At 43.6% G+C, this 25,868-nt stretch carries 27 protein-coding genes; 16 read left to right on the top strand and 11 right to left on the bottom strand.

Annotation, left to right across the window (positions count from 1 at the left end):
- Positions 1–93: 93 nt before the first annotated feature.
- The 6 genes from nudF (at position 94) to NWQ57_RS15840 (ending at position 5,839) form a co-directional block, all read left to right on the top strand.
- The gene (gene nudF, locus NWQ57_RS15865; RefSeq protein ID WP_306023139.1) at positions 94–717 is read left to right on the top strand and encodes an ADP-ribose diphosphatase; all 624 of its coding nucleotides are present in this window, start codon (positions 94–96) and stop codon (positions 715–717) included.
- On the top strand, positions 718–1,161 hold the full coding sequence (locus tag NWQ57_RS15860; protein ID WP_306023138.1) for a DUF1249 domain-containing protein: 444 nt from the start codon (positions 718–720) through the stop codon (positions 1,159–1,161).
- Between the two features lie 27 nt (positions 1,162–1,188).
- Positions 1,189–1,947: a metallophosphoesterase gene (locus NWQ57_RS15855; RefSeq protein WP_306023137.1), complete on the top strand. Its 759-nt coding sequence runs from the start codon at positions 1,189–1,191 to the stop codon at positions 1,945–1,947.
- The gene (locus NWQ57_RS15850) at positions 1,948–2,526 is read left to right on the top strand and encodes a YqiA/YcfP family alpha/beta fold hydrolase (RefSeq protein WP_306023136.1); all 579 of its coding nucleotides are present in this window, start codon (positions 1,948–1,950) and stop codon (positions 2,524–2,526) included.
- A 76-nt stretch (positions 2,527–2,602) separates the two neighbouring features.
- Complete coding sequence (gene parE, locus NWQ57_RS15845; RefSeq protein WP_306023135.1) at positions 2,603–4,498, top strand: DNA topoisomerase IV subunit B; 1,896 nt, start codon at positions 2,603–2,605, stop codon at positions 4,496–4,498.
- Between the two features lie 60 nt (positions 4,499–4,558).
- A complete protein-coding gene (locus NWQ57_RS15840) occupies positions 4,559–5,839 on the top strand; it encodes a hypothetical protein (RefSeq protein WP_306023134.1) in 1,281 nt (426 codons plus the stop codon).
- Positions 5,840–5,864: 25 nt separating this feature from the next.
- On the opposite strand, the gene NWQ57_RS15835 is transcribed toward NWQ57_RS15840, so the two are convergent.
- On the bottom strand, positions 5,865–6,197 hold the full coding sequence (locus NWQ57_RS15835; protein WP_306023133.1) for a hypothetical protein: 333 nt from the start codon (positions 6,195–6,197) through the stop codon (positions 5,865–5,867).
- 99 nt (positions 6,198–6,296) lie between these two features.
- Entirely contained in the window at positions 6,297–6,605 is a 309-nt protein-coding gene (locus tag NWQ57_RS15830; RefSeq protein ID WP_306023132.1) for a hypothetical protein, read from the bottom strand.
- A 92-nt stretch (positions 6,606–6,697) separates the two neighbouring features.
- On the opposite strand from NWQ57_RS15830, the gene NWQ57_RS15825 reads away from it, so the two are divergent.
- Positions 6,698–6,886, top strand: a complete 189-nt coding sequence (locus tag NWQ57_RS15825) for a hypothetical protein (protein ID WP_306023131.1) — start codon at positions 6,698–6,700, stop codon at positions 6,884–6,886.
- 147 nt (positions 6,887–7,033) lie between these two features.
- Here the strand turns inward: NWQ57_RS15825 and NWQ57_RS15820 are convergent, their stop codons facing one another.
- From NWQ57_RS15820 to NWQ57_RS15810, 3 genes are all read right to left on the bottom strand, one after another.
- Complete coding sequence (locus NWQ57_RS15820; protein WP_306023130.1) at positions 7,034–9,280, bottom strand: alpha-N-acetylglucosaminidase; 2,247 nt, start codon at positions 9,278–9,280, stop codon at positions 7,034–7,036.
- 120 nt (positions 9,281–9,400) lie between these two features.
- Positions 9,401–12,055, bottom strand: coding sequence for a TonB-dependent receptor (locus NWQ57_RS15815; protein ID WP_306023129.1), 2,655 nt, complete (start codon positions 12,053–12,055; stop codon positions 9,401–9,403).
- Between the two features lie 197 nt (positions 12,056–12,252).
- Positions 12,253–13,275: a LacI family DNA-binding transcriptional regulator gene (locus NWQ57_RS15810; RefSeq protein ID WP_306023128.1), complete on the bottom strand. Its 1,023-nt coding sequence runs from the start codon at positions 13,273–13,275 to the stop codon at positions 12,253–12,255.
- 246 nt (positions 13,276–13,521) lie between these two features.
- On the opposite strand from NWQ57_RS15810, the gene NWQ57_RS15805 reads away from it, so the two are divergent.
- The 5 genes from NWQ57_RS15805 to NWQ57_RS15785 are packed head-to-tail and all read left to right on the top strand — an operon-like array spanning position 13,522 to position 19,026.
- Complete coding sequence (locus NWQ57_RS15805; protein WP_306023127.1) at positions 13,522–14,604, top strand: acyltransferase family protein; 1,083 nt, start codon at positions 13,522–13,524, stop codon at positions 14,602–14,604.
- Between the two features lie 50 nt (positions 14,605–14,654).
- The gene (locus NWQ57_RS15800; RefSeq protein WP_306023126.1) at positions 14,655–15,545 is read left to right on the top strand and encodes a BadF/BadG/BcrA/BcrD ATPase family protein; all 891 of its coding nucleotides are present in this window, start codon (positions 14,655–14,657) and stop codon (positions 15,543–15,545) included.
- Positions 15,542–16,546 (top strand): glucosamine-6-phosphate deaminase NagB-II, encoded by a 1,005-nt coding sequence (nagB-II, locus tag NWQ57_RS15795; protein ID WP_306023125.1) that lies wholly within the window; start codon positions 15,542–15,544, stop codon positions 16,544–16,546. The genes NWQ57_RS15800 and nagB-II overlap by 4 nt, the downstream gene beginning before the upstream one ends.
- Positions 16,543–17,694 (top strand): N-acetylglucosamine-6-phosphate deacetylase, encoded by a 1,152-nt coding sequence (nagA, locus tag NWQ57_RS15790; protein ID WP_306023124.1) that lies wholly within the window; start codon positions 16,543–16,545, stop codon positions 17,692–17,694. The genes nagB-II and nagA overlap by 4 nt, the downstream gene beginning before the upstream one ends.
- A gap of 12 nt (positions 17,695–17,706) precedes the next feature.
- Positions 17,707–19,026 carry a sugar MFS transporter gene (locus tag NWQ57_RS15785; protein ID WP_306023123.1) on the top strand — a complete coding sequence of 440 codons (1,320 nt, stop codon included), beginning with the start codon at positions 17,707–17,709 and terminating at the stop codon, positions 19,024–19,026.
- 70 nt (positions 19,027–19,096) lie between these two features.
- Here NWQ57_RS15785 and epmB read toward each other — a convergent pair whose 3' ends face one another.
- Positions 19,097–20,119, bottom strand: coding sequence for an EF-P beta-lysylation protein EpmB (epmB, locus tag NWQ57_RS15780; protein WP_306023122.1), 1,023 nt, complete (start codon positions 20,117–20,119; stop codon positions 19,097–19,099).
- Between the two features lie 34 nt (positions 20,120–20,153).
- Here epmB and efp point away from each other — a divergent pair, with 34 nt between their 5' ends.
- The 4 genes from efp (at position 20,154) to NWQ57_RS15760 (ending at position 22,797) form a co-directional block, all read left to right on the top strand.
- Entirely contained in the window at positions 20,154–20,723 is a 570-nt protein-coding gene (gene efp / locus NWQ57_RS15775) for an elongation factor P (protein ID WP_306023121.1), read from the top strand.
- A 78-nt stretch (positions 20,724–20,801) separates the two neighbouring features.
- Entirely contained in the window at positions 20,802–21,785 is a 984-nt protein-coding gene (epmA, locus tag NWQ57_RS15770) for an elongation factor P--(R)-beta-lysine ligase (protein WP_306023120.1), read from the top strand.
- Between the two features lie 23 nt (positions 21,786–21,808).
- A complete protein-coding gene (locus NWQ57_RS15765; protein WP_306023119.1) occupies positions 21,809–22,252 on the top strand; it encodes a hypothetical protein in 444 nt (147 codons plus the stop codon).
- A 5-nt stretch (positions 22,253–22,257) separates the two neighbouring features.
- Positions 22,258–22,797 (top strand): GNAT family N-acetyltransferase, encoded by a 540-nt coding sequence (locus tag NWQ57_RS15760; RefSeq protein WP_306023118.1) that lies wholly within the window; start codon positions 22,258–22,260, stop codon positions 22,795–22,797.
- Here the strand turns inward: NWQ57_RS15760 and NWQ57_RS15755 are convergent.
- The 5 genes from NWQ57_RS15755 to NWQ57_RS15735 form a co-directional block, all read right to left on the bottom strand.
- Positions 22,784–23,386 carry a peptidylprolyl isomerase gene (locus NWQ57_RS15755; protein ID WP_306023117.1) on the bottom strand — a complete coding sequence of 201 codons (603 nt, stop codon included), beginning with the start codon at positions 23,384–23,386 and terminating at the stop codon, positions 22,784–22,786. The two genes, NWQ57_RS15760 and NWQ57_RS15755, sit on opposite strands and share 14 nt — an antisense overlap.
- 191 nt (positions 23,387–23,577) lie before the next feature.
- On the bottom strand, positions 23,578–23,961 hold the full coding sequence (locus NWQ57_RS15750) for a hypothetical protein (protein ID WP_306023116.1): 384 nt from the start codon (positions 23,959–23,961) through the stop codon (positions 23,578–23,580).
- Positions 23,962–24,002: 41 nt separating this feature from the next.
- Positions 24,003–24,266 carry a hypothetical protein gene (locus tag NWQ57_RS15745; RefSeq protein ID WP_306023115.1) on the bottom strand — a complete coding sequence of 88 codons (264 nt, stop codon included), beginning with the start codon at positions 24,264–24,266 and terminating at the stop codon, positions 24,003–24,005.
- A gap of 99 nt (positions 24,267–24,365) precedes the next feature.
- The gene (locus NWQ57_RS15740) at positions 24,366–24,659 is read right to left on the bottom strand and encodes a hypothetical protein (RefSeq protein ID WP_306023114.1); all 294 of its coding nucleotides are present in this window, start codon (positions 24,657–24,659) and stop codon (positions 24,366–24,368) included.
- Entirely contained in the window at positions 24,656–25,642 is a 987-nt protein-coding gene (locus tag NWQ57_RS15735; protein ID WP_306023113.1) for a YHYH protein, read from the bottom strand. Before NWQ57_RS15735 ends, NWQ57_RS15740 begins: the two co-directional genes overlap by 4 nt.
- Between the last annotated feature and the right edge of the window lie 226 nt (positions 25,643–25,868).

Raw genomic sequence — 25,868 nt, 5'->3', positions numbered from 1 at the left:
TTGCTTCAAGACCAGTAGCAGTCTAAATGCATCAATACGAATGTGTGATAGCATACGTGTATTTAACGACCAGCGCTGCAAAGGAAAGGTGTTTTGTCAAAAATACAGCAATTTTCAACGAAAGATGTCCAACTGATTGAGTCAAAGCCTTTGTATAGCGGCTTTTTCAAGATGGTAAAATATGCTTTTAAGTATCGGCTTTTCCAAGGGGGATGGAGCAAGGTTGTTGAACGGGAAATTTTCGAGCGCGGCCATGCAGTTGCCGTACTATTATATGATCCAGATTTAGCCGAATTCGTTATGATAGAGCAAATTCGCATTGGCGCGATGGCAACCTCTAAAACCCCTTGGTTAATTGAAATTGTGGCAGGCATTATTGATGAAGGCGAAACACCGGAAAATGTTTGTAAAAGAGAAGCATTCGAAGAAGCCGGGGTTGAGATTTCACATTTACGAAAAGCCCTTAGTTACTTAGCCAGCCCTGGCGGCACGACTGAACGACTAGATGTCTTTATTGCCAAAGTTGATGCCAGCAAAGCACATGGGGTGCACGGTCTAGAATATGAGAGCGAAGATATTTTGGTGCACCGCGTTGCTGAACAACAAGCTATTGATTGGATAGAGCAAGGTGTGGTTGAAAACGCCGCTACCTTAATTGCTCTACAATGGTTTTGTCTAAACAAAGTTAAGCTATTAGAGGAGTGGAACAAGTTTTAAATGAATAGTCCGAATAAAACGCGTTATGTACCTAAGCTAGCTGACATGCACAAAGTGTGTGACAACAACTATGCGCGTTTACTATCTTTACTGCCCGATTGTGATACTGAGTCTTTGGAATATCACTTTAAGGTCAATGGTAGCCTGAGTTATCAACTTAAAATAATCGATAGTAGCCGCTACACCAGTACGATCGAGATGTCACAAAAAAGCATGGATGGCCCAGATTTTCTTAAGCCAATTGTCGTCGTTAGGCTTTATCATGACGCACAAATGGCCGAAGTATTGAGTTCGCAACATATCGGTGCCTTGCAACCGAGTTACGAATACCCGAATAACAAAATGTATCAACGAAATGAAAAAGAAATGGTGAATTTGTTTTTGGGTGAGTGGTTAGTGTTTTGTTTGAAACACAGCGACCAACTGCACTCCACTAGCGTCTAGTTTTATTGTGCAGCAAAGAATAAAGTCGTGATCCGTATAGCGCAAATTTCTGATTGTCATCTGTTTGCTGACGCTAGCAAGACAAGTTACGGACAGATCGCTCCTTACCAAAGTTTAGCTAAAGTCTTAGATGATATTGCCCTACAATCTATTGACTTGCTGCTTGTTACAGGCGATTTGAGTGGTGATGGTAGCTTAGAAAGCTATCGCCACTTTGAGCAGCTGATAAAACAACGTGGGATCCAAAGTCAATGGCTGATTTTGCCAGGAAACCACGATGATCTTAGCGTGTTACAGCAGCAATTTAGCTCGGTTAATTTATGGTCGCATTATTCGATTGCTGCCCCTCTGACCATTCAAAATTGGCAACTTCATTTACTTAATACAAAAACCAGCGGCACGGGCGGCTTTTTAGCTGAGTCAGACCTCGTCGCTTTAGCCCAATCACTGAAGCAATCTCGTGATTACTCTCAACTGATAGCTGCCCATCATCATCCTTTAGTGTGTCATTCTTGGATGGATAATCATGGTTGGCAAAATAGCCATAAACTGCTTGAGGTCATTGCCCAATATGATTCAGTGAAAGCCATGATTTATGGGCATATTCATGCAGAGCTGCAGCAACAAATTGGCCAGTGTCATTATTTAGCTTGCCCTAGCACATGTTGGCAATGGGCGCTGCAAGCAGAGTTCGGTATCAGTCAACAGGCGCCTGCTTATCGGGTACTCAATTTAGACCCAACAGGTCAGTTTACGACTGACATTAAGAGAGTGGAATATTCGTAAATGGAAAAAGTGGTTATTTATTTGCACGGCTTTTTAAGTTCACCCCAATCGCAAAAGGCGCAACAAACCCTCGCGTTTGTAAAAGCGCATTACCCGCAGTTACCGATTGAAATTCCAAAGCTGGCTAACTATCCGCAAGCAGCCATAGAGGGTATTGAGCGCGTAGTACAAAGCCATCCCGGAAAAACATGTCTTTTTATCGGTAGCTCTTTGGGCGGTTTTTTGGCGACTTATATGCTGCAAAAATACGGTGGTAAAGCGGTAATAGTCAACCCGGCCGTTCGGCCTTTTGAACTATTGGCTGACTACTTAGGTGCCCATATAAACCCTTATACCCGGGAAAGCTTTACCCTCGAAGCGGCCCATATACACCAGCTTATTCAGCTAGATGTTCAGCAGGTCAGTCATCCGCAAAATATTTGGGTGTTGTTGCAAACAGGTGATGAAATCCTTGATTATCGCCAAGCCGTGGATAAATACCAAGGCGCAAAAATGACAGTGGAAGAAGGAGGCGATCACAGTTTTCAACATTTTGAACGATTCTTACCAGATATTTTTAGGTTTCTACTGCAAGACTAAATGAAGCTTGGTATAACATGACACTATAGCGGGTTAACAAGCCTTGCACTTACTCAACTGATAAATAATAAAAACTATGAACAATCAATATAACGCTGATGCCATTGAAGTCCTTAACGGCCTAGAGCCGGTAAAACGCCGTCCGGGTATGTATACGGACACGACCCGTCCAAACCACTTGAGTCAGGAAGTCATCGATAACAGTGTTGATGAAGCGTTGGGGGGGTATGCCACCTCTATTCGCGTTGTATTGCATGAAGACCAGTCTTTATCGGTTACTGATGATGGCCGTGGTATGCCGGTTGATATCCACCCTGAAGAAAAAATTTCTGGGGTAGAGCTCATCATGACGAAGCTGCATGCGGGTGGTAAATTTTCTAATAAAAATTATCAGTTTTCTGGTGGTTTACACGGCGTCGGTATTTCGGTGGTCAATGCCCTGTCAAAACGGGTAGAGGTGAATATTCGCCGTGATGGTAACGTGTATCAAATTGCATTTGAAAATGGCGACAAAGTCGAAGAATTACATGTGGTAGATACCTGTGGGAAGCGCAATACCGGCACCAAGGTACATTTTTGGCCAGACCCACAATACTTTGATTCAGCAAAATTTTCAGTCAGTAAGTTGTTGCATATTCTGCGCGCTAAAGCGGTATTGTGCCCCGGTTTACGGATTCGTTTTGACAACAAGATTAGCAATGAAAGCCAAGAGTGGTATTTTGAAGATGGCTTACGAGATTATCTTGAACAAGCAGTTAAAGACCATATCACCTTACCGGAAGATTCGCCTTTTGTGGGCTCATTTTCTGCCAATAATGAAGCCGCAGATTGGGCGGTGGTGTGGCTGCCTGAGGGGGGCGAATTAGTTACTGAAAGCTATGTAAACTTAATTCCGACGGCGCAAGGCGGTACTCACGTAAATGGTTTACGCCAAGGTTTGTTAGAATCAATGCGTGAGTTTTGTGAGTTTCGTAACTTGATGCCTCGTGGCGTCAAACTTACCCCAGAAGATATTTGGGACAGGTGCAGTTATATCCTCTCAACTAAGATGCAAGACCCGCAATTTGCTGGGCAAATAAAAGAGCGTTTATCTTCGCGTCAAGCGGCTGCGTTTGTTTCAGGTGTGGTAAAAGATGCCTTTAGCTTATGGCTCAACCGCCACACCGATATCGCTGAAGCTTTGGCCGATATGTGTATTAACAACGCACAAAGCCGTTTGCGCCAAAGTAAAAAAGTCGCCCGTAAAAAGGTTACACAAGGGCCTGCTTTACCGGGCAAATTAACCGATTGTTCTACCCAAGATACCAGTCGTTCTGAACTATTTTTAGTGGAAGGTGATTCAGCGGGTGGCTCAGCCAAACAAGCCAGAGATCGTGAATTTCAGGCCATTATGCCCTTGCGTGGTAAGATCTTAAATAGTTGGGAGGTTGACTCATCACAAGTACTGGCTTCTCAAGAAATTCATGATATTTCAGTGGCTCTGGGTATCGACCCTGACTCACAAGATTTAAGCGGTTTGCGTTACAACAAAATTTGTATTTTAGCCGATGCTGACTCAGACGGTTTGCACATTGCCACCTTGCTTTGTGCCTTGTTTGTTAAGCACTTTCGAACCTTAGTTAATTTAGGCCATGTGTATGTGGCGATGCCACCTCTGTATCGAATAGATGTGGGCAAAGAAGTCTATTACGCCCTAGATGATGGTGAAAAACAGGGTATTCTAGATCGCATTGAAGCCGAGAAAAAACGCGGAAAAATCAACGTGCAACGTTTCAAAGGTTTGGGGGAGATGAACCCTTTGCAATTACGTGAAACCACCATGGATCCTAATACCCGACGGTTAGTACAACTGACTACTGACGATGCGGAAGCGATGTTAGAAATGATGGACATGTTGCTGGCTAAAAAACGAGCGCCCGATCGTAAAGAATGGTTAGAATCCAAGGGTAATATGGCAGAAGTCGTTTTATAAAATTAGAGAAGCGCTAAGTACTTCGGTGTGTGAAAGTCTTCGATTTTGGTGGAGTGTAAGGTGCTAAAGGTCCTTAAATTTTTCTTGGTTTTGTTTTTTTTGCTGGTGATGACCTTAGCAGGCTTGGTGTTTTTTGCGCTTGAATCACAACCTTTGGTTGTGGCCAACAGCAGTCAACAAGTTGGCGAGGCTGATTCTGTCAAAGAGTTAATGCGCCAAATTAGCGAGAGTTTAAAGAACCGTTCCAAGCATCAAACAATCACCTTAAGTAACGATCAACTTAATAGTTTAGTTGGTTTTGTACAGCGGGCTCATAAACAATTTAGCGGCAAGGTGTCTATTTCTACCAATGGCATGACGACACTTGCTTCTTATCAATTGCCTGACAACCCTCTAGGACAATACTTAAATATTGATATTAAGATATTACCGTCCCAAGGCATAGACGTTGAACATGTGCGAGTCGGCGCATTATCTATCCCCGGTAACGTAGCCGTTTCAATGGTTACTACCATGGTAAACTGGTATACCAAGAGTGATTTGGGCGACCAATTCATCGCGCAAGTTGAGAGCGTCGCCATGAATGACGATGAAATGATGCTCAATATCAGACCATTGAATGACTTTCTAAATGAACTTAATACCGTTAAACAAGGCATGGACCGCACAGGTGATGAAGAACTTCGTTTACGTACAGCCTACTATTTAACGTTTTTAAGTCAGCAACCTGAGGCTAAGTCATCACGCTCTCAATCGTTAGCCACTTTCATTAGCCCTTTATTTGCTAAAGCACAAAGTCGCTCAAGCTACGACACGGCAGTAAAAGAAAATGAAGCGGCCATTTTGGCCTTAGCTATTTTTGCGGGCCATCATCGTTTCGCCAATTTTGTGGGTGAGGTGCAGCCTAGCTCTGGCAGCGTTGTTAAACCCCGCGCGCCAACCGTTTTAGCGAAGCGAGTTGATTTAAGCCAGCATTTTATTTTTTCTGCGGCGATCAAAATTTTATCTGAACAAGGACTTAGTATTGCTATCGGTGAATTTAAAGAACTGATGGATAGAGGTCAAGGTGGCAGTGGTTATAGCTTTGTTGACCTAAGCGCCGACTATGCCGGGGTTAAGTTTGCTCAAACCGCCACTGAACCTGAAAAAGCCTTAGGCTTACAAAGGGCGCTGGCAAGCAACTCGAGCGAAGGTGTGTTTTTTCCCAGTATCAAAGACTTACCCGAAGGCTTTAGTAAAACAGAGTTTACCCAGCGGTTCGACAAAGTTGACAGCCCTGAATATTTAAAACTCGTTAACGAGATCCATCACAGAATTGATGCTTTAGCGTTACATCAATAATCTATAGACGTCATTCTTTACTTGCTTAGAGTAACTTTTCGATAGAACGATATACCTCAGTGGCTTGTTCGCTACTGAGGTTATTTTTTTGAGCGCTACCCACACTACTTGATACACGCACAAAGTCGTTTGTTTGTTCAGTATTTGCTGGCGTATTTTGTTCGGTATTTGTTTGAAGCGCTTGAGTGCGTTGATTTTGTGCTTGCTCAGCTTGTTGCAAGATTTTACCTTGCGCAGACAACTCCACCGTTTTGTCTTGGCCAATTCCAAAAGCCACTGGCTTTTCACTGGGTGTGGGTTTTAGAGGGGCACTCGCAATCGCCAATTGCGGCACGTTGCCAATTGATGATAAATCCATGTTCCCTCCTGTTTAGGTCGATTTTTGTTCACCCAAAAGTATGGTCGTTAACTATTAAAAATGAAAGAAAAGCGCCGTTTAAATCACGATAGGGTGTTTTTACCGCACACTGCTTTGAAATTGCCCTAAAGTGGATAACAGTAACTCCATCTGTTTGGCGATGGTAGCGATGTTTTTTTTCTGGGTCTCTTCATCTTGTTCGCTAAGTTCTAAAATTGCTTTTGCGACTTCTTCTACATAAGGTTTAAAAAACTTTCCTTGGTGCTCAAAGCCGGCGCTATCTGGAAAAATGGCAGTGAACTTGCCTTTTCCGTCGTTACGCAATTGACCAATGATGTGGTCTGCATCTATGGCTTTTCGATAAATCAGTTGTAAGTTTTCAGCTAGTTTTTGAATAATTGATTGCATGGCTAAAGTTTTTCTACAGTTGGTCGATAAGGTGACGAGGCGGGCAATTCTGCCCGTTTTTAAACCTTGCTACAAGCAATAGGGGAGTTGGTATGGATATTCAAGGGGCTGGTTCCTCTGGTGCATCCGGGTCGGCGCTTGAAATTAAAGCATTACAGCTTGCTAAATCTCAGCAAGAGCGTGATGGTCAAGCGACGCTTCAACTGCTGGAATCAGCAGCTGACGTGCCAAAAGCAGCAAATACAGGCAGTTTAGGATCGACTATCGATACATTTGCCTAATGTAATTGCGTAGACTCTTCATGCCATCAGTATTTGTGATGGTATGGAGAGTAATTTTCTCATTATCAAACTGAGTAGGTTTTTTACTCAAGCATAAACAACTAAGCTAGTTTTACCTTGGTTGATCACTAATGAATAACCTATCGCTTATGGGTTTACTTTTTGCGTTAATTCGAGCACTTGCATCAATTGTCTAAGGTCTGTCAATGGCTGTGCTGGTTTGGCTTGTGGGCTTGGCGTGTGAGTCGCAACCCAGTCTTTCTCCCATGTGATTAAATCTAGTTGGGCCTGTGCTTCTTCACTGTCTGTTAGCGGTTTGCCAGCGGCTTTAATTTTGTTTAAATACAAGGTCCAGCGAGGTAAATAAAAGTCTTTGTACATGCCTTGCCATACCTTAGAAGCGTAATCTTTTAAGTTTGGTCCACCCCACAGGGTAATTTGTTGTTTTGCATTTAAGGCAAAATAAGCAGACTCGGTTGCTGTATCACCGTAAGCCTTTGCATCATCTATCCAGGTGCCGAGGGTTTCATCATGCAGGCCAAGTAGAGAATCTAAACGGCTTGTTAGTTTGGCGATTGTCGCCACTAAGTCATCACCTTCTTCAGATTTACCTTGCTGATACAACACAATACTTTGCTGCAATAGGTTATCGATGTGCAGGGATATTGACTGCTTGACGAAATCAACGAGATCATAAATAAACAATGAAGATTCTTGCAGCGCTTCACCGCTATCAAGTAGCTGCTTGATCCCCTCGTCAAGCTTAGCCAAATCAGTGGGATGGTCATCAAAGTCCATAAGTTTACTTGAGGGGCGTTTAGTAAATACATAAGCACCCGCCGAGCCTTCCCACCAACGGGGTGACCAATATTTAGTAGTGAATACTGCGTCGCTAATGGTGCTCCATGCGTCAAGTTGGCTATCAGAAAGCTGGCCATAGCGAGCGCTAAGGTATGACTGTAGCCATGCATCGCGGCTAGCGCCTTGATTATTCCATGGCAAATCAAACATATAGTCATAAACGACAGAGTTGTTGTTAATACCTTCAGGAAAAACACCAAAGCCTGTTACATTGCCTGCTTCGGGCGAAATGAGTAGCTCACTGACCTGTTGTTGGTAGTAATCAAAATCGCCATAAACAGGGTTGCTACCACCGTAATTGTGGATAAAGCCATAAATCCACTGTTTATTAAAAAATCCCTTCGCTCGTTGCCACACATGGTAGCGGTCGTTTCCAATGTCGTGGATCATCACTTTGTCATCGGGCACTTTACTCAAAAAAGCTTCTATAGAGGGTAAGTCCCAAAATTCTTCGTCAGCACCAAACATCCAACCTTGCATGACCCACGTTGCGCCAGGCGCAGATTGTTGAATTGATTGATAGATCTTTTCGCCATATTGGGCTAATTCAGCGTAACGGTTTTCATCTGAAACAGGGGGGAGCATTTCGTTAAATGAATCAGACAAATAGTATTGCTGTTGGCCGTATTCTTGGTTGTATAACTCGATGAAGCGCTTAGCGACCTTGGCAAATAGGGGGTCGGCGGGGTCTAACCAATAGGTTTCTTGCGCAAACCCGGTCCATTTAGGCATGGGAGAAATTTTGGCCTCAGGAAATAAACTGATAAATTTCTTGGGTACATACCCCCCAAACGCAGGCACCACGGGTTGCATACCTAGGGCGTGCATACGAGTAATAATTTGCTTTTGCAGTTGGTGCTTTTTATTTATCCAAGTTTGAGGCAGAGGACCTTCGTGCCCTTCAATGTTGCCCATGCGCTGCCAAGGAGTAAAAGCAGGGCCAGAAAAATACTGCTTGAGCTCGTCGTTATCAACGCCAAACTCATTCCATAACTTTTGCCAGATGTATTCTTGTCCTTCCATCGCCACAGGATTATTGACGCCGTGCAGTGCCATCCAATCCAGTTCCTTTTGCCACTCTGGCCAATCCCACCACGGCATGGTGTAACCGTAGGCGCACACATTCAAATAGGCACGCTGGCGAAATAAAGACGTGACTTTTTTGCCTTGATAATCGTCAAATGATTGCGGTAATGCAATACGACTACCTTCCCAGCTAACCGCCATGGCGCCGATACTGCGTAAATACTGGTAGGTACCATAGCTAAGTGCGGTAGGCACGTTTGCAGTAATTGTAAGCTGACCATTTTGCGCTGACACTTGATACCAGTCGTCTTCGTTATCAACTACCAGTGAAAAATGTACATTTGAAAGAGTGTGTTGACTCACTCGTTGAAAGACGTCGCGTACGCTTTTTTCTGTGTCACTTTCCTGTTCAAGCGGTGCCTGCTTGGCGTTATTGCAAGATATTAGAAATAAAGCAGCAAAAGCAATTGTCAGAAAAGTGCTGATGCGTAGGCGAGTTTTACCCATTGAATTTATCCTTTTTACTGTACTAAAGTCATCTTACACATTGAGTAAATACGATGTGAAGACATAAAAAGGGCACAGCAATCAGCGATGCTGTTTGTGTGCCCCACACACATGAACGAGTTAAAAGCTGTAGGTCGCATTTAAATAGTAACTGCGACCAATCACGCTAAGTGTTTGCCAAGCTTGAGTCTCTTCATCGCGATAAGCTTCTTCATCTTGACCGTTAAGGTTAAGCGCACCGAAGCGCAGGTTAAGCTGTTCGGTAACCTCCCAACCTAATAACACATCAATTTGATTGCGCCCATCAACTACACGACCTTCACGAGCAAAAAATGCATCGGTACTGTCTTGAATATAAGGACTGCGATGATTCAGTGAAATACGTGCACTGAACTGATCATCTTCCCAATAACCAGTGAGGTTCCACGTCTGCTCTGATGAATTAGTTAGGGTGTATCCTTCGCTATCTCCCACTAAAATACGGGTATAGTTACTCGACATACCAAAACCCGCAACGGGTAAAAACGGGTCAAAGCCTTGATTCCACGCTAACTCATACCCTTTGATATTGAGGGTTGATGAGTCGTTGTAAGTGCTACTGATATCGTAAATATTGCCGCTACCATCAATGCAATCACTGCCGCTAGCGCTTAACGCAGTGCCGTTGTAATCACTGGGGCAAACAAATTCTGTTACGGTACCGTTTTTAATGCCTTTGGCGAATAGACTAACGGTGACTGAATCACCTTCGCCGTAATACCATTCCCAGCCTAAGTCGACTTGGTCTGCCGTCATGGCTTCCATTTCGGTTTGGCCTAAATTGATATCGTAGGTGGAGGTGCCGAATGAGTTATTTGATGCCGTTTCTGATGGGGCAAGCTGAGTATCAGAAGTAATAATAGGTCTAACGAGTACTTTAGCCGCGGCAAAACGCACTTGCATTTCGTCATTTAACTCAAAGACGATATTGGCACTGGGTAAGAAATTGCTGTAATCAAATGAACTGGTATAGTCACCAATGATTTCTTTAATTTCTCCGTTTAATGGGTTGGTATCACCGGTCAGATAAGTATTAATGTCTCGGTTGGTGGTTTCGTAACGGCCACCAATATTACCCCTTACAGGAAACCCAGCGATTTCGGTTTCAAAATCAGCCATTAAATATGCAGAAAATACATCACGCTCGATGGAGTAACTTGATTGAGCAGCAAAAAAGGTTGGAACAACCGCACCTTCAGCTTTTAATGCATCACGGTAAGCTTGGATATTAGGCGCAATCCAACTGTGGGGAACCGACATTTCGTTGTCTAAAAAGTCACTTACCAGCTCACCGTATTCTGCCATTAAGGGGAGATCATCTGGATCTGCGTCGCCAATGGCTGCTCGGTCAGTCCGATATACTTCTCGGTCAAAGGTTTCATTACTGTACTTTACCCCTATCGCTAGGGCACTGAAGAAACCCTCGCCTAATAGTTTTTTGGCATCGAACTGTATTGAGGTTTCATCAGATTCCATAAAGCGATCTGCACCGTTAGGGTATTCATTTCGGGGCATAATCGCTGGGTATAATGCCGCATCAGCTAAGTTGCTAGAGGGCGTAAAGATAATATTGTCTTTGTCTGAAATGTCTAATTCTGCATCAATTACGGTAGCTAAGATTGCCGCTTCTTCACCATGTTTTGCTTTGCCCGACGTATAGTTGAGCACGCTCGATAGGATCCAATCTTCGAGGGTATATTTACTCTCAAGAGTCAAAGCCTTGCTGGTGGCGTTTTTGTCTTCTAATTGCCGGTTATTTTCAAGGGTAAAACCATTGATGTTAATATGCGAATACACACCATTGCTTGCTTCGCCCACGGTAGTTATTTGATCGCGGTTAAACAAAAATACCTGTTGGTTTAAGTCTTGAGCGGTGTCGTCTTTGGCATAAACGCCGGTTAATTTGGCTTCAAATTGACTGTTGGGGCGCCACTGAATTGCACCGTTTAATAGGCTACGTTCAGTCTCACGATCAATGCGGCGGAATCGAGGGCGTCTTGGCGTGACAGTACCATCATCATTTTCAAACCAACGCCCCATCCACATATTGTCGACGCGATCGTCGAGTTCTTGGTACCCGGCATTTAAAAATACACCTAAGGTATTATCTAAAAACTGATCAATATACGTCACGGTGCCCTTGGGGGTCACATCGCCCGTAGGCGATAATTCAGAATATTGGGCCTTGCCTGATACCAGTAATTTTCGCTCAGAATAAAACAAAGGATCGGTGGTATCGATATTGATGGTACCGGATAAACCGCCGCTATCCATATCTGCGGTAGGCGATTTAATCACTGAAATATTGGAAGCTAACTCTGATTGAATAATGTCAAAGCGAAAGCCACTGGTGAAATCGGCACTTTTAAACGTTTGGCCGTTGAGTGTGGTTCTGGCAAATTGTGAACCTAAGCCCCGAACACTGATGGTTGACCCTCGACCATTGAGGTTTGATATTTGCACACCTGGAATACGCTGAATAGCTTCAGCGATATTCTCAGTGGGAAATTTACCAATATCTTCAGAGGTGATGATATCCGCCACTTTGTTTTCTTCACGCTTCATGTCTGCTGCGGCAGCTAAGCTTGCTCGATAGGTAATAGAAATTTTCTCAACGTCTTCTTCGACTGTCAGCGGTTCTTGCCCGAAAGCAATTTGCGGTGCTAGTAAGCCAGAAATGACTGCAGCGAGAATAGTTTTGTTTCGCAACCTGTATAACCCTTGTGTTTTCATCATGTTCTCTCTTTTTGTTGTTGCAAATAAACCATTCAAATGAAGTCAATAACCCATGGTGTAACCAATGGGGCGGTGATTTTTTAATCACTCTGGTTTTACGCTATCATTGAGAAAATTGTTTGTCAACGTTGTCATGTTAATTTGTCAACGTTGACATTTTTAATGTCAAAAAGGACTAAGTCGCAACCAAGTTTGGCTTAGTCGGCAAGTTGAAACACGGAATCTCGCTCAACAAGGTCTAATTGAAAGCCATAAGACTTTGGTTTAGCGCAGGGAACATCCAACATCAAATCAATCAGAAACGCCGCGGCTTTTGCCGCGATATCGGCGTTGGGTTGATGCACCGTGGTTAATTTAGGCCAAGTCTGACGGGAAAAGGGACTGTCTTCAAAACCTACGATGGAAATGTCTTCAGGAACACGTAAATTTCTTAAGCGTGCAGCAAAAATAGCACCAGCTGCAATTTCGTCATTACAAGCAAAAATAGCTGTAGGTCGCGGTTTCTTTTCCATCAGCTTATTCGTCATTTCTACGCCGGATTCAAAGGTGAATTCACCGGGTAAGATAATGTTTTCATCTATTTGTATAGATGATGTTGCTAGCGCCTTCCGATAGCCAGTTAGCCTTCCTTCACTCGACATATGTGAGGGCTGATGGCCTATAAAAGCAATGCGTTTATGCCCGCAAGTGAGCAGGTGGTTGGTGATTTTTTGTCCGGCATTGATGTCATCCACATAGATGGTTGGCGATAAGTTATCCGGCGCTTGTGAGCCAGATAGAATTCTCACAACCTTAGCGTCGAGGTTCAGCAAGTAGGTAATCAGTTGATTATTTTCAGACAGAGGTGGGGTGAGAATAACCCCACCAATTAAGTTGGTTCCTATCATTGACGCTAAGTCTTTTTTTACTTGTTCTGAATGAGAGTCGGTAGGGTGGATGACTAACTCAAAACCTTTTTTTCGGCACTCACTCAAGATGCCGTTTTGCATTTCTATTACGTAATGGCTATTTGGATTGTCATACACAAACGCGATAGATTTAGGGGCGCGCCGCATGACTTGAGCCGTACGGTTAGGTTGGTAGTTTAATTGCTCGATGCAAAGTTGAACTTTGTTTTTGACTTGTTCACTCACACACGATTCTCCGTTCACCACACGGGATACTGTTTTAAAAGAAACACCGGCTAGTTTTGCCACATCCTTGATAGTTGGTTTTTTCATTCATTCTCACATTCTTGGCCCACCCAAAGTGTTAGCAGCATAGAGATTTTACCGGTTTGTCGCAAATACTCTTATTCATTGTGCCGCAATGGCTGCAACGATATAGCGTGGCATAATTCACTTAAACGCTGAATAAATAACCTTGACAACGTTGACATTGAATGGGTAAGGTAGCAAGCACAAGCAACACTGGCAGTTAATAGGCGTAGCCGATGATATGCGAGTTAAATATTAAGAAGGACAGCGATGAAACCTAGTAGCTCTCGACTCTTTGCCTTAGATATATTTCGAGGTTTGACCATTATATTTATGATTATGGTCAACAGTCCCAACACTTATGGGCAATTTTCTCATGCCTATTGGGACGGGATTATGTTTGCCGATGTGGTATTTCCTTTTTTTATCATCATCGTAGGTGTTGCTATCAGCCTAGGTTTAAAGAATTTTAAGCCCGGTATTGATGATCCTGCCACCATCATGAAGAAGGTACTTAAACGAAGCATTATCATGTTTTTACTGGGTATGGCAGTTAACCTGATTTATTTGCATTTTAGCGATATTAGAGTGCTTGGCGTGCTGCAGCGTATTGCCATTGTGTACTTAGTTTGCTCCTTTTTATGTTTGTATTGCTCTACCTCGCAGTTGGTTAAACTCAGTATTTTCATCTTGCTCAGCTACTGGTTATTTATTTTATTTGTCCCCGCTCCTGGTATGGAGGCTGGCCAGTTGCTCCGTGGAAAAAACATCGTCAATTGGTTTGATATGGCTTATCTGCCAGGCATGTTGTGGCGCGGCGATTGGGATCCTGAAGGTGTGCTGAGTACCTATCCCGCTATTGTCACCGGCGTCATTGGCGTACTAATGGGTAAAATCATTCTTCGTAAACAGCAAGATTTACCGTATCTGGTTATGAGTTTATTTGTATTTGGTTTTGCTTGCGCTTTGCTAGGTGGAATGTGGAGTTTATGGTTTTTACCCATTAAGCAAATCTGGTCTAGCTCATTCGTGCTCATTACTGGTGGTATTGCGAGTATGTCCTTGGCGTTTTTAATGTGGTGTACCGATATCAAGCAATACCGCCGCTTTACCTATGTTGCTCAAGTTTTTGGCGCCAATGCTATTACTGCCTACGTTCTGCACATTATTTTTGAAAAGTTACTCGACCTAAAAATACATGGCTTATCTGTTCTGGGGGCCTATGAAACGTTGACACATAGTCTTGGCATTAGCCCCTTTTTCAGCTCTGCGCTGTGGATTGCGATGTTTTTATGTCTGTGTTTTGTGCCGGTTTGGGTGCTGTATAAAAAGCAGATCTTCATAAAAATTTAATGTGAATCGAGTCATCCGTATTTTGAAAATTTCAGTTAAGAGTAGGTAACGTGGACAAAGGTAAACAACTTTTTATTGGTATAGACGGCGGTGGCACCAAGTGCCAAGCGCGTTTAGAAAACGCACAAGGTGAGTTGTTGGGCGAAGGATTATCGGGATCTGCCAATCCTGCGCGAGATAGCCAAGTAGCCAAGCAATCAATTCTTACGTCGAGTTTGCTCGCTTTACAACAAGCTGGATTGGGTGAAGATGACTTCAGTCGCTCCTCTGTTGTGCTGGGTTTAGCCGGCGTTAATATTCCAAAATACCGATTATTGATAGAAGAGTGGCAACACCCTTTTGCCAACATGTATTTGACCACTGACTTACACATTGCCTGTTTAGGAGCCCATGGCGGCAACGACGGTGGAATTATTATCAGCGGTACAGGTTCATCGGCGTTTTCGGTGGTAAGGGGAAAACATACTATTGTGGGCGGCCATGGTTTTCCCTTGGGGGATAAAGGTAGTGGCGCGTGGTTGGGCTGGCAGGCTTTGGTTTATACCCTTGAAAGTTTAGACAAGATGCGCATACCGTCAGGCCTAACCGAGCACATAGCTCAGCATTTCAATGCGCATAGCGCCACCGATATTGTAGGGCATGCACTAAAATTTGCGCCTGCTGAATACGCCCAATTTGCACCGCTTGTATTGAAGTTTTATGAGCAAGCTGATGCCAATGCAGTGCTTATTGTTGGTGAGGCGGTGGGCTATTTAGAACATCTTATCCAGCGGGTTAACCATACCCAGCCCCCTCGCATCGCAATGATTGGCACAATCGCTAAACGCCTTTGTGGGTATTTTAATGCACAGACGCAAACCTTACTCAGTACACCACTATGCTCACCAGAAACAGGTGCGGTACAACTAGCCAGAACCTTATTTAAGAAGAAGTCATCATGACCACAAAAAAAAGTTTAATGTTTCAAGAAGTCAGTGAAACGCCAGAGCGATTTCGCGTACATGCCGCGGCGCACGCAAATCTCTATTTTAATTTGGCCAAGCAGATACGCGCCTTTTCTCCAGAATATGTCTATATTGTGGGGCGTGGTACCTCTGACCATGCGGGTGTGTATGCTAAGTATTTGATTGAAGTTGAATTAGGTATTCCCGTGTCATCTGCAGCGCCATCGGTCGCGAGTATTTTTGGAAAGTCTTTGGATCTAAAACGAGCCTTGGTGATTATTATTTCGCAATCGGGTCGCAGCCCAGACGTGCTTGCGCAAGCAAAAGCGGCAAAAGCATCAGGCGCCTTATGTGTTGCTTTAGTTAACGATGAGGCGTCGCCACTCGCTGACATTGCTGATGTATTTATTCCTTTATTAGCGGGCCCTGAAAAAGCCGTTGCAGCAACAAAAACCTATTTATGCACCTTATTTAGTATTTTACATATTGTGGCTCATTGGAAAAATGACGAAAAACTCTTGAGCCACATGACTACTTTGCCGACCTTAATGGCACAAGCACAGGCCTCGAAGCCGCAATTACACTTAGATGTATTACAAAATTTACGCCATTGCGTGGTGTTAGGTCGAGGATTTGGTTACGCCATTGCCCGCGAGATTTCACTCAAAATTAAAGAGATTTGCGCCATTCAAGCCGAAGCTTTCAGTAGTGCAGAATTTTTACACGGGCCTATTTCTTTGTTAAACAAACAGATGACAATTATCGATATCAGTGTCGTTGACGAAAGTATTGTTGCGCATAGTGAGCAGATAGACGAAATTAAAGCCCGTGGTGGCAAGGTATGCACCTTGTCTTTTATTGATGCCGATACCTCACCGCGTTTTTTGCCATTGTTGATCATGCAGCGTTTCTATTTGGATATTGAGCATATTGCTCAGCAAATGGGCTGCGATCCCGATAATCCCGTTGGTTTAAATAAAGTGACCCAAACTCGATGAAAGATGTGACCCACAATTACTTTGCAGCGCGCTTTTTCGATGGTGAAAAACTACTTGTAAATGTTAGTTTCACCATCAAAAACGGCCTCATTAATAGCTTACGTGCCAATAGTCTGGCTAGTGACACGGCCGAAGTGCTCGACGGTTTGGTGAGTCCCGGATTTATTGACATTCAAGTTAATGGCGGTGGCGGTGATTTATTTAATAGTACACCAAGCGTAAACACCTTAAACACCATGGCAACGGCCCATCTGCAATTTGGCACTACTTCCATGCTACCAACGGTGATCACAGATAGACTGAGCGTGATGGAAGAGGCAGCAGAATCTATCGCTAGCGTGATGGCTGCACAACATTCAATTATTGTTGGTGTGCATTTTGAAGGGCCGCATTTATCTCTGCCTAAACGCGGCATTCACAGTGCAGAGTATGTGCGCGCAATCACAGACAAAGAGTTACAGGTTTTTAGCCGTACTGATTTGGGTAAGGTGGTGGTCACTGTTGCACCTGAAACCGTTGCGCCGGATGTGATTAAAGAGTTAAGCGCACGTGGTGTTTTAGTCTTTTTAGGCCACTCAAATACTGATGCCGAAACCGCCCTCAAAGCGATAGAAGCCGGCGCAGTTGGTTTTACCCATTTATATAATGCAATGTCGCCATTAACCAGCCGTGAACCGGGCATGGTAGGAGCGGCTCTGTCTGCGCAGCAAGCCTATTGCGGTATTATTGTTGATCACCATCACGTCCACCCACTGAGCGTTAAACTGGCGTATCAGTGTAAGGGCGCACAACGTATGATTTTGGTCACCGATGCAATGGCGCACGTGGGCAGTGATATGCAACAACTGCCTTATATGGGCACGGTTATTCAGCGGGAAGGGTCAAAGTTGACCTTACCAGATGGCACACTGGCTGGCTCGGCACTTGATATGATTGGCGCGGTGAAAAACTGTCATTTTGATTTACAGATTCCGTTAGTAGATAGTTTAAGAATGGCCACCTCTACGCCTGCTAATTTACTTAATGCCCAGCACCGTTTGGGATATTTACGCGTGGGACAGCAAGCTAATATGTTGCTGCTCGACGATGCGTTATCGATTACCCACTGCTGGGTGAACGGCATAAAACAACATAATAATAACATGTAAAAGGAAGAGCCGATGCAAGCACGATTAACCTATGGCAATTGGATGCCATTAGTCATCATAGGATCACTGTTTTTTGTTTTTGGATTTATAACGTGGTTAAACGGTGCGTTGATACCGTTTTTACAAATTGTTTGCCAGCTTGGTGAAATTCAAGCCATGTTGATCGCCTTCAGTTTTTATATTGCTTATGTAGTGATGGCGCTGCCTATGTCGTATATTCTGGAAAAAAGCGGATATAAAAATGCCATGTCAATTGGCTTAGGTCTTATCGCTGCGGGTTGTTTGTTATTTATTCCAGCAGCTAAGTCTCAAGCTTTTAGCATCTTTTTGTTTGCGCAATTTGTTGTTGGTTCAGGGCTTACCATTTTACAAACAGCATCAAACCCTTATTTAGTGAAAGTAGGCCCGCAAGAGTCTGCTGCAGCGCGAATTTCTATCATGGGGCTCCTCAACAAAGGTGCAGGTGTGCTTGCTCCGATCATCTTTACCTTTCTGATTTTGGGTGAATTTGAAGGCATTAGCGCTAAAACTTTTGAATTGCTTAGCCCTGCTGAACAAGCAAGTCAAATAACCATCATGTCAGACAACCTAATTTTGCCTTATTTGGGTATGGCTATCGCGCTAAGCTTACTTGCCGTTGCCTTGCGTTTTTCAGATTTACCTGAGCTCGATTTAGAACATGAAGCGCAGAGTCTGCAAGTAAGTCACTCAGACAAAACGTCTGTGTTGCATTTTCCACATTTGATTCTTGGGGTCGTTACCTTGTTTTTCTACGTAGGTGTAGAGGTTATTGCCGGTGACACCATTGGTTTATTGGGCTCTGGCTTGGGCGTTGAAAATGCCACTTCATTGACCTCATTTACCATGTTTTTTATGGTAATTGGTTACCTACTGGGCTTGTTTTTAACGCCGCGGTTTATTTCGCAAAAAACCTTACTGATTGCTTCAGCACTTTCAGGAATCGCATTTTCAATCTGTGTGATTTATTCAAATCCAGCCCACTTCGGTGTGTCTGAAATGTTGTGGGGCTGGTTAGGTATCCAAACCATTCCTAATACCGTTGCCTTTGTTGCGTTATTGGGCTTATCGAACGCCATTGTATGGCCTGCGGTGTGGCCTTTGGCCTTACAAAATTTAGGTTACTTTACTGCCAAAGGTTCAGCCTTACTGATCATGGGAATTGCGGGTGGTGCGATTCTACCCATGGTGTTTGGCGTGCTTTCTTCTCACTACAGCCCAATTGATGCTTATTGGATGATGGTGCCCTGTTATTTATTCATTTTGTTTTATGGCATTAAAGGCTGCAGCATGACAACGTGGCGACGCGCTTAATGACATAAAAAAGCAGTAATAAAAATGCGACTGCCTCTACAATCGCTTTTTATGTAGCTTGTATTACTGGCTAAGTTAAGTGGAGGTCGATGGGCGTTTTGCCTGGCTGACCACCTACCTCCCGCACTAATTTGGGGACCAAATAACCGGGTAAAGCTTTAATGAGCTCAGCCATTAATGTTTGAGCATGCGTTTCGGGGCAATCAAAATGACTGGCGCCTGCTACTTTATCTAATAGGTGTAAGTAGTAGGGCAATACACCACTGGCAAATAACGCTTCACTGAGGGCGATTTGCTGCTCGACTTGATCGTTTATGCCTTTCAATAATACGGCTTGATTTAATAAAGTGACGCCGGCCTGTTTTAATTTTGTGACCGCTTGCTTGAGCTTATCATCAATTTCGTTGGCATGATTGATGTGTAGTACCACGATGGGCTGCAAGCGACTTGCTGTGAGCCATGAAATTAATTCATCGGTGACACGTGAGGGTATCACCACTGGTAAACGAGTATGGACACGCAAGCGTTTAATGTGTCCAATGGCAGCAATTTCTTCGGTTAACCATTGCAAAAAATCATCTTTCGCCATTAGGGGATCGCCCCCTGAATAAATAACCTCGTTTAACTGAGTATCCGCTTTGATGTAATCTAGGGCAGTGCGCCATTCTTTGCGATTTAAATGGTTATCCCCATAGGGAAAATGACGACGAAAACAGTAGCGGCAATTAACCGCACAACCACCGCGGATCAACATTAGCAAACGACTTTTGTATTTATGTAGAATGCCCGGTTGTACGTTTTCATGTTCATCCAGCGGATCGGCCACAAAATTTGCGGCTTGTTGGAATTCTAATTGGCTGGTAAAAACCTGTTTAAATAAGGGGTCATTGGCATCCCCTTTGACCATTTTGTCGGCAAAGGGACGAGGCACACGCAAGGGAAATAGCGACCTTGCTTTAATGTCGTCGGCAAAGTCATCAGCGGGCAGTTGTAGGTAATTAAGTAGAGTAATAGGGTCTGAAAACGCCATTGCGAGTTCTTTTTGCCAGTTATGCTCTACAGCGATGATTTTTTTAGGTATTATTTGCAACAATTATTGACTCAGTATTTTATCTTCACGAGGACACATGGCTAATATCAGCACAAACGAGTTCAAAGCGGGCCTTAAAATCATGCTCGACGGCGAACCTTGCAACATTCTAGAAAATGAATTTGTTAAACCTGGTAAAGGCCAAGCCTTTAGCCGTGTAAGAATTCGCAAATTGATTTCAAATAAAGTACTCGAAAAAACCTTCAAATCTGGTGATACCGTAGAAAGCGCAGACGTCATGGATACTGACCTAGCCTATCTGTACACTGATGGCGAATTTTGGCACTTTATGAACAATGAAACCTTTGAGCAAATCGCTGCTGATTCTAAGGCATTAGGCGATAATCTTAAATGGTTAGTTGAAAATGATCTTTGCACGATTACCTTGTGGAATGGCACACCCATTGCGGTTAGCCCACCTAATTTTGTTGAACTAGAAATTGTTCAGACCGATCCCGGCCTTAAAGGCGATACCGCTGGTACTGGTGGAAAACCCGCAACCTTATCAACTGGGGCTGTTGTTCGAGTACCTTTGTTTGTTCAACAGGGCGAAATTGTAAAAGTGGATACGCGTAGCGGAGAATATGTGTCGCGAGTACAAAAGTAGTCGCCGCTTTATGTCGGTAAAAAGCTCACTTAGGTGAGCTTTTTTGTGAGTAAAACACCATAGTCAGATATTTGAGTCATGAGCATGAACCCAACAAATCATTGGCAACCGTCTGCAAATATTGATGTGTTGCGCCAGCGGGCCGACATCTTAAAAAAAATAAGGCAGTTTTTTGATGAGCGAGACGTACTAGAAGTAGACACACCGGCTTTATGCCACGGGAGTGTCACCGATCTCAATTTGCGCGCTTTTAGTTGCCAGTTTGACGATCCTCTTTCCCCTAATGTCACCCAATTATATTTACAAACCTCTCCCGAGTTTGCCATGAAACGTTTATTATGTGCAGGCAGTGGCGCGATCTACCAGCTAAGCAAAGCTTTTAGAAATGAAGAGGCTGGACGTTTACATAACCCAGAATTTACCATGCTTGAATGGTATCGCCCTGACTACGATCATTACATGCTGATGGATGAAGTGGAGATCTTGGCTTGCAGCATTTTAGGCACTGACAAAGCACAGCGCCTTACGTATCAACAAGCCTTTAAACAAATCTTGCACTTTGATCCGTTGCTGGATGATATGCACAACTTAAAAGCCTTATGTGATTCACTCGGTTATGCTGAACTGGCGGCAAATGAAAATGACGTTGATGTATTACTGAACCTGTTGTTTAGTCAGCATATTGAGCCGGCTATTAGTCAAGATACGCTGTGTTTTGTTTATGATTTTCCAGCCAGTCAAGCGGCTTTAGCTAAGCTTAATTCAACAAACCCTTTAGTCGCAGAGCGCTTTGAACTTTATTATAAGGGGGTAGAGTTGGCTAATGGCTTTAACGAGTTAAGTGATGTTAAAGAGCAGCGCAGACGCTTTGAAGTAGATAATCATAAAAGGCAACAAGCAGGCTTGCCGACTATTGCAGTAGACGAATTTTTTCTGAGCGCATTACAACACGGTTTGCCTGCTTGTGCAGGCGTGGCAATGGGCATAGACCGACTTGTTATGTTGGCTTTAGATTGCCAGCAGATTTCAGAGGTACTAGCCTTTGGTTATGCAAATGCGTAATTTTTTATTTCTTAGGGGTAACGATGCAAACGGATAAGGTACTACTTTTCCAAAACGAGTGGCAGACTTTACAAAATCAATCTGACAGCTATGAAAAACTCTCTTTATTGATTAAGTTAGTGAGCATAACCTTGAGCTGCTTATTGTGGTTTAGCTTACACGCGGGTTTGTGGGCATTAGTTATCATTGCGATACTGTGGTTGCAAGATGCCATCTGGTGTACCTTTCAAAATCGAATTGCCCAACGTTTACTGGTGGTCGAAGAAGCGATTCATCAAAATATATGTGGTGATTACCAGGCCAATTTATTGCCTTTTCAATTTAATCAAAGTTGGCTTGCGTCTCGCCCAAGCGGCAAAGCACTGGTCGGTGAATATATACATCAAGGTTTAAGGCCTACCGTGGCCTATCCCCATATTATGCTGATATTTATGTGTATCGCGCTTTGTATGGTGGGGGTCAATTAAGTCAAATGCCCAGTATTGAAACCCTCGTTACCGCACGACTATCATTGCGTTCATTAGGCTTAACGGATGCGGATTTTATTTATGCGCTAGTGAATGAGCCTGATTGGCTCACCTATATTGGCGACAAAGGCGTCCATAATCTCGAGGACGCCATACGTTATATCCAAACAGGGCCTCATGCCATGTATAGACAACATGGTTTCGGTTTGATGGTGGTTGAAACGCTCAGCGAGCAGAGGCCAATTGGTTTGTGCGGCCTATTGCAGCGGGACAATCTGAGTATGCCGGATCTTGGTTTTGCTTTTTTAGCACAAGCCCGAGGGCAGGGCTATGCGTTGGAAGCAGCAAAGGCAGTCATTGATAATATGTTTGAAAAAACAAGTGTGCTTTTATTAGCGGCTATTACAACAAAAAATAATCAACCTTCTATGGCCTTATTAGCAAAACTCGGTTTTGTGTTCAAAAGTTTGCACCATATGGATGAGAAGGATGCCGGCAGTAATTTGTTCGAACTCAGTAAAGCCGATTGGCTTAAAACTCCATAGGTAAAATAGTCGCGCGCTGCAAGATGACTTTTTCTACTGGTACGTCTGACCAGCCCCACGTTGGATCAACGTGTGTGGGCACCAATGACATTGCGTCTACTACCTCGTAGCCTTCGACAACTGAACCAAATACGGCATATCCCCAATAGCGTCCTGGATCTAATGTGACGTTATCTTCCATATTAAAAAAGAACTGACGGTTGGCGGTATGCGGGTCGTCCTGCCGAGCCATGGCGATAGTGTATTTTTCATTTTTCAGGCCGTTACCTGACTCATTAAAAATATTGCCATAGGAAAACAGTTCAGCAAAGTTTTCATCATAACCGCCGCCTTGCACGACAAAGTCGATTACCACGCGGTGGAATATCGTGCCCTCATAACTACGTTTTTGCACATACCGCAAAAAATTGTTTACCGTAATAGGCGCTTTTTTACGATTAAGTTCAACGATGATATCGCCCATTGAAGTTTCAAATTTTACCCTTGGGTAATAATTACCAGCTTGGATTTGTGAGCCATCGTCTTTTACCACAGCCAAACAAGTAGTCGAGGCTAAGAATAAGATAGATATTAAGATAAGGCGAAACATGGATTACCCTTTTAAAATTCAATGTGTTTGTGTCAATACGCGCTGAAATTAGCAAATTTTGCCCCTGATCTCAAAATGAATATCGTATAAGTAGGTAATAAACAACAAATGATAAATTTAAGCTAAAAAAGGCAACACAAAAATATTTTTGAGTTGCCTTGACCCATATGAATTCTTGTTAGCTCTGTTAGCTACGCAAAAGTATCAATAATATTTTGACTATTTGCTTGGAGTGAACTGCCAGAAACACTATTTAAAGCGGCTAAAAATGACTGCCCCAACTCTTCATCAGACTGCGTTGAAGCCTTGGTTTTTAGCTCATCTAAGATACTTTTTAGTTCATCATGTTGCTCTTTGCTCAAAGACTTTAAAGTTGCAGAAACACTGTCTTGCTCATCCTCAGATAAGGTCGATACCGCGTTTTCCAGCCCTGGCGGCGGGCCACTTGGTGGCGGACCACCATGTGGCGGAGGTGGGCGTTGACTCGCAGCAGTAGCTGAACTTGCTGCCGTAAACAATTGACTGCTTGTGCTGTCTATTTGCATATTGGGTACTCCAGTTAATTTTAAGATCATGCATAAGGTTTAGCTTAAACATGGCGTTACCTCACTACTTCCTAGTCTTTTTTAGGCGCGGGGGGGCGCTCACCATTAGCCGGTACAGCCACAAGTTGTTCATCAATTTTTTGGCAGGTGCCTTCAAGAGTATCGCCGCGGGGAGTTTCGAAACTGACAGTGTCACCGGCCGACTTGCCTTCACATGCGGCAATTGCCTCTGGTGGTGGTTTATGACCTCGTTTGTTGTTTTTTTCCTGGGCGATTACAGTCGCTGAGGAAATAACTAAGCTAAGTACTAAAATACGGCAATAAATCGTTTTCATCGTTCTTCCAAATGTTGTGTTGATTCAAGTTACAAGAGGCACAAAGGATTGTGCAGAAACCTTTCAAAAGTCATAGATGACTGTTCAGTTTTTATTTTCTTACTGGTTTTGTTTGACTGTGACAAATTCTCCTTCAGTAATCGACATTGATTCAGTCATCGGGTGAAAGATACTATTTGCTCGTTCAATCGGTTGATTTCGTACACATATCAGCGTTTCCAACATTAAGCGGCAGCTACCTTTGTAACGATCAGCTACTTGATTTTTGTATTCACAATCATCTGTCACCTTTTTATCGTTGCAGGCAAGAACGGCTGCATCATCAATATGACCTTGGTGCGCAAAAGTGGGGAAACTCAGCAATAAAGTAAAAATCAGATAAGGTGTTTTCATCCTTGAGTCTCGCTGATAGAGCCTTGTTCACCGTGAAAACAGCCGATAAACATGTTTTCGCCGGCACTGGCAGAATGATAGTGATAGCCTCGTGTTTCATCACTGTGGCCACGACATTCGTCGAGCGCCGTTTCTTCATAACCACTTGCGTCTAACATGGCAAAAATACCGTAGCCATCAAGAGCAAAACCTAACAAACTTGCGTGTCCATCAGCTTGTGAATTCAGCTCGGTGCAGCCGGTGGACGCATGATAGTGATAACCTTCGAATGGATTAACATGTCCTCCGCAGTCATCAAAAGCGGCAATTGTATAATTACCTAATATGGCGTTGACTGGCGCAGCTGGTGCTAAGGCCACACCATCAAGAGTGACTCCAACATCGCTATTGATATTAGCGGGGTTAGTTAAAGCAACAGGTGAGGTGGGGATTAAAAACGTTTGTGATACGCCACCTCCCACGTAGTCTAAGGAGCATTGCACGCAGTAATTTTGGTAGGCGGGATCCACATTGGGCCTAGCAGCCGCTTCACAAGCTGCTTGAGTATTAGTAACATTCACTAAACCTGTTGCGACATCGTATAACTGCCAACCACTGCCATATAGGGTGTCAAGGTTGAGGATAAAGTCACCGTCAATGTCATAGACTTCACCACTGCCATCAAACCAAATACCGCCTTCGGTGGCATCTGAGGTAATACTTGGTGGACAAAAAGGACCTATGTCGCGATTGGCTGGTTTACCGGCGATTACGACTTTGTAGCAAGTTGTTACAGTGCCTGAAGATAAGGTACAGGTTTGGGTGCTGATGTCTTCAAGTAATGCTCCATCTATAAAAAATTCAGCATTAAAATAACTATCGGTGGACGCTGTTGGGCTTATAAGTGCTGAGGTGTCATCTGTGGTACCTCCTCCGCAAGCACTTAAAATAAAAGCGAGTGAGCTGAACAGCACGCATTGAGTTAAATCTGATAATTTTAGCATCGCACATAACCTAGTCTATTTATTAACGAAGACTAAGATTAGCAAGCAAAAGTGCAGTTATTGTGCAGAACTTAAGGATAAAAGTAGGATTAACTCATCTTAATGACTGCAGTAGCAGGATGTAAATGCGGGCTTACTGTACTTTAAATAATCAACCACAGTAAGCAGCAGATGCGGCTACTTAGTCGCCGTGTAAATACTAAACTTTTGGTTACTTGCGGTATGC

This window comes from Paraglaciecola sp., assembly GCF_030730205.1.
Taxonomy (GTDB): Bacteria; Pseudomonadota; Gammaproteobacteria; order Enterobacterales; family Alteromonadaceae; genus Paraglaciecola.
Note: the sequence above shows the minus strand (reverse complement) of the source record. Positions and strands in the feature narration are given on the sequence as shown.